This window comes from Ohtaekwangia sp. (assembly GCF_036568665.1).
Classification (GTDB): Bacteria; Bacteroidota; Bacteroidia; order Cytophagales; family Cyclobacteriaceae; genus Ohtaekwangia.
In genome coordinates this window covers 1-11,952 of the sequence record NZ_DATCSD010000063.1, presented here as the reverse complement: position 1 = coordinate 11,952, position 11,952 = coordinate 1, and the positions used below count along the sequence as shown (strand labels likewise).

Below are 11,952 nucleotides of genomic sequence, written 5' to 3'. Positions count from 1 at the left end.
GATGACTGGTAAGCTATAGCTACGAAGAAATCTTATATAGCGGGGGTTACAGTATAAATATGTATTTGTCTAATTCGTTTTTTTACTGTTAAAACAATCTATACTTTCGTGCGATACCTGGCCCTGTAAATGGATCTGACGGAATTTGAATCGTTATACAAGCAACAGTTTAATATACTTTGCAACAAGGTATACCGAATTGTGCGTGATAAAGATATAGCGAAAGATGTTGTGCAGGATGTGTTTGTCAAGCTATGGAAGGGTAGAGGTGATATTCAAGGCTTGCCGGAAGCCTATCTATATCGCGCTGCTATAAATCAGGCACTCAATTATGCGGATGCAAATAAAAGGCGCACAACGGCCGGGCTGGGCTACGCAAGCGTTACATCAACGACATCGCCCGATGCGTCACAAACTGTTATGGCGCAGGAATTTCAGGATAAGATACAAGAAGTATTAAACACGCTGCCACCGGTTTGCAAGCGTGTATTTCTGTTAAGCCGTTATGAAGAACTCAGCCGCCAGGAGATTGCTGATCAATTAAATATAGCCGTAAACACGGTTGACAATCACATCAAACATGCTCTGAATACTTTCCGGAAATACATTACCTTATTGGTGCTGTTATTTATTTTCTAAAAAAAATGATTCTGCACTAGCTGTCGATAGACTTTGATCTGTCATGGCAGTATGAATCAGGAATATTACTGGCATCTTACCAACAAAGTATTAAATGGCCATGCGTCCGCAGCAGAACGCGCTGAACTTGAGCAATGGCTGAACCGGGCAGAAGAGAACAGGCAACTCTACGAACAATACCGATCGCTCTGGCAGGCAACCGAGCCGGAAGAACCACTCATTGATTTTAATGCTGATAAACACTGGCAGGAACTGCGTGCTATAGTAACGGAGCCAGAGAAGAGAAACGTTGTGAAGCTATATGATAGCAAGTGGTGGCTGAAGGTGGCAGCAACGCTGGCCCTCGTAGCGATTGCTATATATGGGATGACTACCTGGATGTTTTCTGCACCCAAGACTATATATGTAGCAGCAGCACAGCATGAGCGAAAAATAATCATATTACCCGACAGTTCACGCGTATCGCTAAACCATGGCTCGTCATTACAATACCCGGAGCAGTTTGATGGAGACGAACGCCTGGTACAATTAACCGGTGAAGCGTTCTTCGAAGTGCAGCGCAATGTTCATAAGCCTTTCCGGATCAAGACAGCTTCTTCGCTCACGGAAGTGCTGGGTACATCTTTCCTCGTGCGATCGTATACCGAAGAGAAAGCCGATAGAGTCTCCGTGGCAACCGGGAAAGTAAAATTCTCTTCCTTGCAGAATATTGCTACCAGTGTACTGCTAACACCCGGACGAACCGGCACACTTGATATACAACAGGATAAAATAACAGCAGAGGTTGTACGCGATCCGAATTTTAAAGCATGGCATGATAAGGTACTGACGTTCGAACACTCTCAACTGAAAGATATACTTGATATACTGACGCGTTGTTACGATACAGAATTTACTGTAAGCACTCCCGCTATACTTTCCTGTCGGTTTACCGGAACGTTCGATCATGCCAGTCTGGAAGATATACTTCGCGTACTCGAAGTTTCGCTGGAAGTGTCTTTTACAAAGCAGGGAGGTCGGTATAGTGTACAGGGCAAAGGTTGTTAATCTGTAAAGAAGTATATGAATAAATTTATACTACTGTTTTTTTTCCTGATCTTCTATACATCCATATCGCTGGCGCAGTATTCCGTGTTGGAGAAAAAGGTCTCGTTAAATATTTCTGCTATAACGGTGGAGGAGGCGTTGAAAGAATTATCCGCGAAATATGAAGTTCATTTTTACTATAAATCTACCCTGGCAGGCCTCTCGCAGCGAGTAACTATTTCTGTATATGAAATTTCATTGAGAGAATTGTTGTCGCGGTTATTGAAAGATGCCGATATACGATACCAGGAGGTGAATGGAAATATTATACTCACGGCCTCCCGAACGAAGCGGTTTTCGGTAAACGGCTATATCCGGGATCAGGATACAGGCGAAGCGCTTATTGGTGCTTCCATTTACGAGGCCGCTACACATTCGGGAAGTATAGCTAATACCAATGGATTTTATAGTCTTGCGTTACCTGTTGACTCTGCTGTGATTCACTTTTCGTATGTAGGATATATACCGCAGACTATAGCGTTGCGCTTGCAGCGCGATACACTCATCACCATTCGCCTGGTGCCGAATCACTTGCTGGAAGAAGTTGTTATTGAGCATGCTGTTAATACGCCACAGGAAGCTTCGAGTATGAGTAGCCATACTATATCCGTAAACCAGATCAAGAGTTTGCCGGCATTACTGGGTGAGAATGATGTATTGCGTACGCTGCAATTGATGCCGGGGGTAATGGCTGGTAATGAAGGAAACAGCAATTTGTATGTGCGTGGTGGAGGGCCTGATCAGAACCTTGTGTTACTCGATGGTGTACCGCTATATTATGTGTCGCATTTATTTGGAATGTTCTCGGTTTTTAATGCCGATGTTATCAGTAAAGTAGAATTGGTGAAAGGAGGATTTCCTGCCCGCTATGCCGGCCGCTTGTCTTCGGTTGTGGATGTAACCATGAAGGATGGTAATATGAAGAAAGTACACGCAGAGGGTTCTGTCGGTATAATTTCATCCAAGATCAGTGTGGAAGGACCTATCACACGTGACAAGACTTCGTTTATCTTTTCTGCACGAAGAACATACCTGGACCTGCTCTATAAACCGTTTCAAAAAATCAGAGACGATGGCAAGAAACGCGACTATCATTTTGATGATGTAAACCTCAAGGTAAATCATATTCTCAACAATCGGAACAGAATATATCTCAGCGCTTATATGGGAGATGATGATCTTTACTTTAACAATGCAAGCAAATACTCGCAGGAAAGTTACTCAGATTCGTTCGGGCTATCCTGGCAAAATATAGTGACAGCGTTTCGGTGGAATAGTATTCTTTCACCACGCCTGTTCAGCAACCTCACGGCTACCTATAGCCGCTATCGCTTTAATGTAAACAGCGAATCACTCCGTACAGAAAATTTGGGATCATCCACAGTTGTGCGGGAACGAAATGGTAACGAGCTGATTTCCGGTATTGAAGATCTGGCGATGAAACTTGATTTTGATTTCAGACCGGTGCCAGTGCATTCAATCCGCTACGGTGCCAACGTTACGCGACATTTCTTCCTGCCAGGTATATATTCCTACTATGATAAAGATAACTATTATGCGTCTACCATTTCACAGCGCACACCGGGATGGGAAACTGACCTATATTTAGAGGATGATGCCGAGATACATCCGCGCATTCGAATTAATACAGGGTTGCATTTTTCCGGCTTCCAGGTACAGGGAACCTGGTATACTTCGCTGCAGCCTCGTATATCCGGAAGATATAGTATAAATGAAACGACTTCGCTGAAGGCATCGTATGCCAGCATGATGCAGTTTATACATTTGCTAACCAGTGCCGGAGCCGGAGTGCCCACAGATGTATGGGTGCCAAGCACAGCCAGGATTAAACCGGAACGATCGCGACAAGTTGCTTTAGGTCTTGTTAAAGTACATCGCCACCGGTATGAATTTTCGATAGAAACATACTATAAGCAATTGTATAATCTGATCGAATATAAAGATGGTGCCAGCTATACCACGGTATCATTAGATGGTTATGTGCGTCTTAACCCTGATACCGATTGGCAGAACAAAGTGATAGCCGGTGGCACCGGGAAAAGTTATGGTGCTGAGTTTTTGATTCGAAAGACGGAAGGAAAATTAACCGGGTGGCTGGGATATACCTGGTCGAAGAATATGCGCCAGTTTGATGAATTGAATTTTGGAAAGCCTTTTCCTTATCGGTACGATCGCAGGCACGATATATCGCTGGTATTGCAGCATCACCTGAGTGATCGTATCGATTTATCCATGACGTGGGTCTTTGCTACCGGTAATGCAGTAACTATGCCGGTTGCATGGTATCCGAATCCATTCTATGATCAGGGGCTTTACCCGATAGCATACTATGGAGCGCGAAACAGTTTTCGTATGCGCGATTATCACCGGTTAGATCTGAGTGTAAACTTTAAGAAGAAAGTGAAGTGGGGCTTGCGTAAGTGGACTATAGGAGTATATAACGCCTATAACCGTATGAATCCTTTTTATGTAGAGACTAATAACGACCGCTTCCGGCAATATACTTTGTTCCCGATTCTTCCCTCTATATCCTATAGCTTTCAATTTTAGTTATGAAAAAATATTCAGCTTTTACGATGCTTGTGTTTATACTCTTCGCCTGCGAAAAGATCGTGGATATTGATACCGGTTCGGAGCGGCCGTTTGTGGTGAACAGTATTTTCAACCCTGACAGTACCTGGCGGGTAGATGTTTTCAGAAGTAACGCGCTGTCATCGGGTGAATATACCTGGGGGTATGATACGATCAAAGATGCTTCTGTTGTTATCACAGGCGATCAGATAACGACCTTGCAGTATAACAAAGCCGGGTATTATGAAACGGAGGTAAAACCTGGTGCTGCTGGAATGGATTATTCCATCGTGGTAAGCGCGCCCGAAATGCCTGAGCTCACAGCTCTGTGTAAGTTACCCGTTCCGATAATGGTGGACACGGCTTATGGTGAAGTGATCTCTCAATACGGAGATAAAATGATTCTGCATTTTGTAATTGATGATCCTGCGGCCGAGTCCAACTATTATGAGGTATATATAGACGGATGGTATAGATATTACAGTGAGTATTATCAGGACACCGTAGAGTCACCGGGCTGGGTTGACTTTCAATCTACAGATCCTGCCTATGTGGTGAGCGAATATAGTATACACAATTCCCTGGCAGGGGAGCGTATGCTGTTTCAGGATGTATTGTTCAATGGCAACCGGAAAATATTCTCTTTGAGTATTCCCAATTATACCTGGCGTTATGCCGGCACGCACGTGAAGCTCTCCATTACGCTGCGAAGCGTGAGTGCCGAATACTATCAGTTCAGAACTACGAGCCAGCTTCAGGAGGATGGGCGGGGTGATCCGTTTTCGCAGCCGGTGCAGGTATATAATAACATCAGGAATGGTACCGGTATATTTGCAGGCTTTAGCAGTTCCGTGTATACGGTGCAAATACAATGATCGGGTTCTTCAGTGCTTCACCGTTGGATTTGAACACGATCAATGTTAAGAAAAAATACTACTCAGCATCCGCTATTGTAAAAGTTACGCGCTGGCCGTTGGTAAATTTACCTTTCTTTAAAGCCAGTGTCAGTGCATCGTATGCTTTTACTGAACTCTCATTTGAATCGCTCGCGCAGCCGTTCAAGGTTTCGGCAATACCGATATGATTTTTAGCGGTGTTTGGAAATTCTCCTATACGGATGATGTCTTTGGTCTTTACCAGTTCGAGGATCACCCGCTTGTTGGCTACATTTTCGCGAATGATGGCTATATATTCTCCGGCCGGTATATTTACTTTTCCTTCCGCAGTTTCGAATGAAAAGCATACCGGCATACCTCCCATAAATATACTTCCGATGGTACATTCAGGTGATGATTTTGTGCGTTGCAGGGTAATAAGGTAGTTAGCCGGATCTTTTTTCTGTGCAGTAGAAACGGATACAACGATACATAGTACAAGCAAGGTGAGAAGGCTCTTCAGGTACATAAGAGTATATTTATGCAGATTGCCTACTCTGTACGGCTTTTCGGCTAACGCCACCTGTTGTTGAAGGATTCCGGTGTTATTCCTGATCCTAAATATAGTATAACTTCAGTAACCCTGCTATATATTTCCACGGCTTTCTATTCCGGGAATATGTGAATGATCGGACTATTAACAACTATTTATTCACCGGAAAGGGGAGGCACTTAGTGCTGATCCACTTTACATCATACTCGCTGCCGAAAAAGAAACAGTGAAAGTCTGGCGGAAAATTAAGACAATACAGTCTACCATAACGCATAGTAAAGCAATAACAGATAACGGATGTACGAACTTCATCATACGCGGTTATGAATCATGGAACGCACAGACTGCGTTCTGGTTTTGAAAATGTTGCGTAAATAATAAAGGCTCCCGAAGGAGCCTTTATTATTTTACTATTTGATTTGATTAGTCTTTTGTTGACCGCGTATAAGATATACCATTGTCGCCATCAGCTCCCCACTTTGTAAAAGTAAGTGTGAAATATATATCTTCTTCAACAAGCCAGACACCAAGTTTTTTGCCGACCAGCAGGGGCATATTCGTTCCTGCATTTTCGTTTACTTCTCCACCTTCCATTTCAATGCTGAAATTATCAGGAACGCCTGTTACATTCACTCCGCTCTCCAATTGTGTAAGAATGGATGCAATGTTATGGAGACTATAGAAGTGTGCAGGGTCTCCCAGTGTTCCATATAACTCAAATTTATCCCAGGTATCGGTAGATGCACCAGTGTTATCCAGGATCGCCCAGCGTATTCCGATAGTGCCGCCTTCACGGGTAAATTCTCTTTCAGAGCGAGTATCATTCCAGAAGTCATCATACAGATCATTGTAAGTAGCATCACTGCTAAAGTTATTCTGCCACCACTGGTAGTTATAGATTGGACCTTTGTTCTGACGGGTAAGAATTACTTTGTCTGTGATCTTGTCTTGTACAGTTGCTATTGTCCAATCAGCGTTATTATCCTTGGTAAAGGTGAGATTGGCACCTTCCCAAATCACTTTCTGAAGATTTACTTTTACATTGATTGTCTTCTCAACACCTTCGTTTTGAGCAAGTACTACTGCTGTTAACACGGGGTTGGTTTCATAATCAAATTTAGCAGCATCACCAACGGATAGTTTGCCTGAAGTAGCATCCACATTTATAGCTCCTGTCACACTTTGAGACTGGATAGATAAAGTCAATGTACCTTTGTCAGTCGCAACAGTCAGGCTGCCCAGTTCTGTGCCTGCAGGCAGGTTTTCGTCTACGGTAACTTCGAAATCAGATGCTGTAATGACCGGAGGGGTCTCTTCATCTTTACATCCAACAACTACCAATGCACTTAGTAAAACAAAAAAGGCGGCTTGGCGCCAGGTAAAAATGTTCATAGAAATGATGTTATGTTTTTTTTATCAAAATTAATAAATGGTTACCGCGCTAAAAGGTTTCAACTTTTAAAATCTTACATATATACTTTTTAACGTATCGGTTTCTGGATATTCGGTGCAGAGCGTGAGCGGGCCAGAGGAGAGTAAATTTTGATACGATTGGTTATAAATCAGGATCAATGGTAGTCTGTGTAAATACTACACAATCGTGTAGGTATACCGTTGCCTGAGACTATCCCAAATGGGGATGAGATTCGGGCTTCCTGTCTTTATTTAGGATTGAGTTGTATGTAATAATATTGTAAAAAAACTGATATGGTGGCGTATAGGGACGCAGTTGTGGGGCAACTTTGTAAATAGGATATATATATGTATTGTTTATTAAAATAATAAAGACTCCATCAGGAGCCTTTATTATATTGGTATAAAAGTAAATACCGTGCGGAGTTTCGTGTAGGTAGTCCGTTGTTATAGTATCATTGACCATTCAACCGGCTGAAAGCATTCTTTACATCTTCCTGGCTGCTCCTGGCCATCGCCTCGCTGAAGCCGAAGGTAATTTCTGTTTTACCTTGTTGCAGTTGCTCGAATACAGCGTTGATGAAATCGCTTACCGGAGGTGCTGCATCGTGCAGGCCTTTGCCTCCCAGGTCTGTATTCAATGCCGGCGGGATCAATTCAACCACTTCTATATTTCTTGATTTCAACAAGTGGCGGGTTGAGAGTGTAAAGGAATGGAAGAACGCTTTTGTTGCAGAATATACCGGCACTTTGGTAAACGGCACGAACGATAGCCCTGACGTTACATTAACAATGGTAGTAAGCGAGGCATGGTTGATAAACAGCGATGTTAAATGCAGCGGAGCTTCAATGTTGGTAGTGATTTCCTCCTGTGCGCGCGCAAAAAAATTAGCGTCTGTAATATTCATCCAGTTTTGAATGCCTGCATTATTTACCAGCACATTCAGATCGCTGTGTTCTTGAGCTACCCACTCGTATAACTTCGTGCGTTCTTCTTCAACAGCCAGGTCGCATACTTTGGTAATTACCGTGGGAAATTTACCGGTAAGTTCTTTCAGAACAGATTCTCTTCTTCCACACACAATAACGGTATTACCTTCTTGTATAAATCTCTCTGTTAATCCCAGGCCGATGCCACTGGCGCCACCGGTGATCAGAATTTTATTGTTGTTCAGTTTCATCTTCGATATATTGAAATTAATGATACAAAGATGTAAAAGAGGACAATATCAGCACTTGCGAAAATCAAATGATATTTTGCAAAAATCAAGCAAGCCTCTTAAGAGGTTAATGGAGACTGATGACACGTGTAATTCTCCAGTGTCCGTTTTCATTACGCCATAAATGAACAAACCTGGCGAAGTGACCCTCACCGCTGCCCGTATCGTTTTTATTATGGAACCGGTGAAGTCCCATTTCAACAGCACCATAGTTTGCTATAGGATATACCTCTATACTTCCGGGCAGTAGCTCGCGCGTTACTTTTCCACAGATATTATTTTTCAAGGCAGCAATGAGCTGAGTCTTTGATGTCATCAGGCCTCCCTGGTCGTGGTAAAATTCCAGGTCTTCAGAGATCAGTTCCTCCTGTTTATCGAGCCTGCAATTGTTGTACGAATCTTCCCAAACACTATCCATGTGAACAATACTCTTATATAGTTCTATGGATGGAGGAGAATAAGCAGGCAGGGTTGCTCCTGTGTGTTTGGCTGACGAGCATGCGATAGCAATAATCAGTACTATAGATGCTATCGCGATGGATAGGATGGTTTTCATTTAGGGTGTATATCGGGTATGTTTCTAAAACGATTTAAAGTGTTATAAGGTTGGGCTCTGTTCCGAAGCTTGGTATATTTTCATAACTTGATGTAGTGAGTGTATATATTAGCTACCAGAATTATGAATAAAATTCTATTATCTCTTATTTTTCTTTTCTTGTATACAGAAGGACAAGCACAAAAGATGCGAGACATTAACGAATTAATTAACAACACCGAGCCAGGTTGGGTACTGGTTAAGCAATGGATTGATTCAGCGAAAAATAGAGTCGAGGTGCTGCCTTGTGATTCACAAAAAGCTCTCGATGCCCTCTATAAAATACAGGTAACTACACGATCTCCTATGGGCGCGATCGTACATTCAACAGGAGGAATTCTGGTAGATCATGGCTGGATACGTATACTGGGTTCCGGGAGCAAGCGCCTGAATAGAGCGTTGCCTGATTGGAATAAGGGAAAATCCATTACAAATTTTGGTGAAGGCGCACCTTTCCTTTTAATAGCTGACGATGCTATAGGAGGATTCTTTGCGATCAATGGTGGTGAGTTTGGAGAAGATATAGAGCAAGTATATTATCTCGCACCAGATAATTTAATGTGGGAGTCTCTCGATCTAACATATTCAGATTTCCTCAGTTTTTGCTTCTATGGCGACCTGGCAGATTTTTATCGGGGCCTACGCTGGAGTGGATGGGAAAAAGAAGTATCTCAGCTTGATGGAAACATGATGTATAATTTCTATCCGCCTCTTTGGACGAAGGAAGGAAAAGACATTACCAAAGCTTTACGCAAAGCAATTGCTGCTGAGGAAACATATGGACTTACTATGGATGTTCGGAAACAATTAAGGATTAGTAAATAGAACAATTCCTGAAGACTGTCTATAAATAAAAAAGTCGCTCGGATTTTCGAGCGACTTTCTTTGTTCAATACGTATATTTCTGTTATTGTATAGCGATGTGCTGAATAGTGGATTGCCCTTTACTGGTGATCTTCAATATATACAAGCCACTTTTCAAACCGCGTATATCTATATCCAGTTTGCCTCCTGAGCCTTGCCCGAGCGGATCACCGTGTTGCCAGCGTTATTCAATAATGTTTTTTAAAATTACGGTTATCAGGTTAACGGAGATTGCTTTGAACCTGGTATATATTCAATCGTATTTTTTAAATACTTATAGTATAGATGTAGCGGGGTGCAATTCGTATGCCCGACTAATCATTGTGCTTCAATCATTAACCCACTGGCTGTAATTCCGGATTCATTAAATGCCTCCAGCGTGAAATAATATTTCTCATTAGCGTTCAGGCTGTTGATGGTAACAGTCGTGTCGCTATAGATCATGTAATTCTGGTATAGCCTGTTTTTGTCAACACCATAGCTGATAACGTAGCCTGTGGCATTCTTATCTTTGAGCCATGTAAGCGTTACACTTCGTTTATCATTTTGATTTCGTTGTACATCCAGGCTGGTAACTTTCTCTGGCAGCGCGCCATTAGCTTTACCAAAAACGCGGAAGCCACTCATAGCAAAATTGCCTCCGGGCACCTGTACATTTGTAACTTTCAAATACCGGCAGGCCACTTTCTGTGGCAGTTGAAAGTATGCGTGTGAGTTATCCGTATTGGCGGTTGATTTATCCATCAGCATCGCCCAGTCAGTACCATTCTCCGAATATTCTATTTTATACCGGTGGTATATATCTTTTTGTCTGCCGAGTATTTTGGTGTCGTGCTCGGCAAAGTTTACCTGCACAGCATATACATCTTCTATACTTCCCAGATCGAGCGTGGCATACTCGCCTGCGTTTCCACTGGCAGCTGCCCAATAGGTTCGTATATTTTCATCCGTCATTAAATTGGCAGGCAATGAATCTATAGCGGACGATGCCGTTACAGGTTTGTTATATGAGAGTAACATCCATCCCGGAAAGATCTCTTCGAAGCTGGTTATCTTTTTCTCCGGCATAATCAGGGGATAGTCGCCATATTTTGTTGAGGCATATAAAGTACCCTGTTCATCAAAGAATGCAGGATATAGTCCGAGCCTTCTTTCGAAGATTTGCTTTTGCGATATGGTGCTGGTACCTATATGCCAGTAGTTACCCTGTTGATCCGCAAATGTACTTCCATGTCCTGCGCCATCAGCAAAACCTCCCGGCTTATAGGCAAAAGGATTGTGCGGCTGCAACGAGAAAGGTCCCAACGGACTATCCGCTATATATACTGCATCGCTATAACTTTTATATTCGGTACCAGGCCCGGAGTATTGTAAATAGTATTTGCCGTTGAACTTGTTCATCCAGGCGCCTTCTATCCACGGACTCTGATTTACCCGTGTGTTATCATCTCCCGGAACTTCCCAGCCCAATTGAGCCTGGTTGCCATGAAGTAATTCTTTTCGTTCCCCTATAAATGCGAAATTATTCTTGTAGTCCAGCTCAATGCCATATATAGGATTCTTGTCAGAACATCCCCAATAGAGATATAGTCGCCTGTCATCATCCAGAAAGAGGGTAGGGTCCCACACCGGTATATCCAGTTTCTCTTTGGCAACCTGCCATGTTCCCGTTAATGGATCGGATGATTTATAGAGTGTACTCTTCTCGTTGGAGGAGGCCAGGAAATAGAGTGTGTCATTAATATTAACCGCAGTAGGAGCATACTCTTCAACCGGGATCTGGCTGGTTTCAACAAAAGTCCAGTTTGTTAAATCTTTTGAATGCCAGTAGCCACCCGACTTTGAAGCAAAAAGAAAATAGCGATCTCTGAACCACACAATAGTAGGATCAGCCGCCTCTCTGCGCGAAGGCATGTCTGTACAAAACCGATAACTGATATCTACCGGATTACAAAATGTAACAATAGCATTGGTTTCCGTAACAGGTTCGGTTTTGCATCCGATCAAACTATACACCAGCACGAAGGCGATGCTTAGATATTTTACGCTCTCTTTCATCAAGTCTAAATTGAAATATAGTTACAAATGTACATTTTACACTATATTTTTCTTTGA

10 protein-coding genes are annotated in these 11,952 nt (G+C 42.7%); 5 read left to right on the top strand and 5 right to left on the bottom strand.

The features are described 5' to 3' along the window. The first annotated feature begins 129 nt into the window (after positions 1 to 129). The 4 genes from VIN08_RS03580 to VIN08_RS03565 are packed head-to-tail and all read left to right on the top strand — an operon-like array spanning position 130 to position 5,192. Entirely contained in the window at positions 130 to 639 is a 510-nt protein-coding gene (locus VIN08_RS03580) for an RNA polymerase sigma-70 factor (RefSeq protein WP_331960343.1), read from the top strand. Positions 640 to 690: 51 nt separating this feature from the next. Beyond that, positions 691 to 1,686 carry a FecR domain-containing protein gene (locus tag VIN08_RS03575; protein ID WP_331960340.1) on the top strand — a complete coding sequence of 332 codons (996 nt, stop codon included), beginning with the start codon at positions 691 to 693 and terminating at the stop codon, positions 1,684 to 1,686. Between the two features lie 15 nt (positions 1,687 to 1,701). Next, positions 1,702 to 4,296, top strand: a complete 2,595-nt coding sequence (locus VIN08_RS03570; RefSeq protein WP_331960337.1) for a TonB-dependent receptor — start codon at positions 1,702 to 1,704, stop codon at positions 4,294 to 4,296. Positions 4,297 to 4,298: 2 nt separating this feature from the next. Next, positions 4,299 to 5,192: a DUF4249 domain-containing protein gene (locus VIN08_RS03565; protein WP_331960334.1), complete on the top strand. Its 894-nt coding sequence runs from the start codon at positions 4,299 to 4,301 to the stop codon at positions 5,190 to 5,192. 58 nt (positions 5,193 to 5,250) lie between these two features. Here the strand turns inward: VIN08_RS03565 and VIN08_RS03560 are convergent, their stop codons facing one another. From VIN08_RS03560 to VIN08_RS03545, 4 genes are all read right to left on the bottom strand, one after another. Continuing rightward, positions 5,251 to 5,721, bottom strand: a complete 471-nt coding sequence (locus VIN08_RS03560) for a DUF5675 family protein (protein WP_331960332.1) — start codon at positions 5,719 to 5,721, stop codon at positions 5,251 to 5,253. 447 nt (positions 5,722 to 6,168) lie between these two features. Beyond that, on the bottom strand, positions 6,169 to 7,137 hold the full coding sequence (locus tag VIN08_RS03555; protein ID WP_331960329.1) for a cadherin repeat domain-containing protein: 969 nt from the start codon (positions 7,135 to 7,137) through the stop codon (positions 6,169 to 6,171). A 476-nt stretch (positions 7,138 to 7,613) separates the two neighbouring features. Continuing rightward, positions 7,614 to 8,339 (bottom strand): SDR family oxidoreductase, encoded by a 726-nt coding sequence (locus VIN08_RS03550; RefSeq protein ID WP_331960326.1) that lies wholly within the window; start codon positions 8,337 to 8,339, stop codon positions 7,614 to 7,616. 106 nt (positions 8,340 to 8,445) lie between these two features. Beyond that, complete coding sequence (locus VIN08_RS03545) at positions 8,446 to 8,934, bottom strand: nuclear transport factor 2 family protein (protein ID WP_331960323.1); 489 nt, start codon at positions 8,932 to 8,934, stop codon at positions 8,446 to 8,448. A gap of 123 nt (positions 8,935 to 9,057) precedes the next feature. On the opposite strand from VIN08_RS03545, the gene VIN08_RS03540 reads away from it, so the two are divergent. Further along, the gene (locus VIN08_RS03540) at positions 9,058 to 9,798 is read left to right on the top strand and encodes a DUF2625 domain-containing protein (RefSeq protein WP_331960320.1); all 741 of its coding nucleotides are present in this window, start codon (positions 9,058 to 9,060) and stop codon (positions 9,796 to 9,798) included. 357 nt (positions 9,799 to 10,155) lie between these two features. Here the strand turns inward: VIN08_RS03540 and VIN08_RS03535 are convergent, their stop codons facing one another. Then, on the bottom strand, positions 10,156 to 11,895 hold the full coding sequence (locus VIN08_RS03535) for a family 43 glycosylhydrolase (protein ID WP_331960317.1): 1,740 nt from the start codon (positions 11,893 to 11,895) through the stop codon (positions 10,156 to 10,158). Positions 11,896 to 11,952 lie beyond the last annotated feature (57 nt).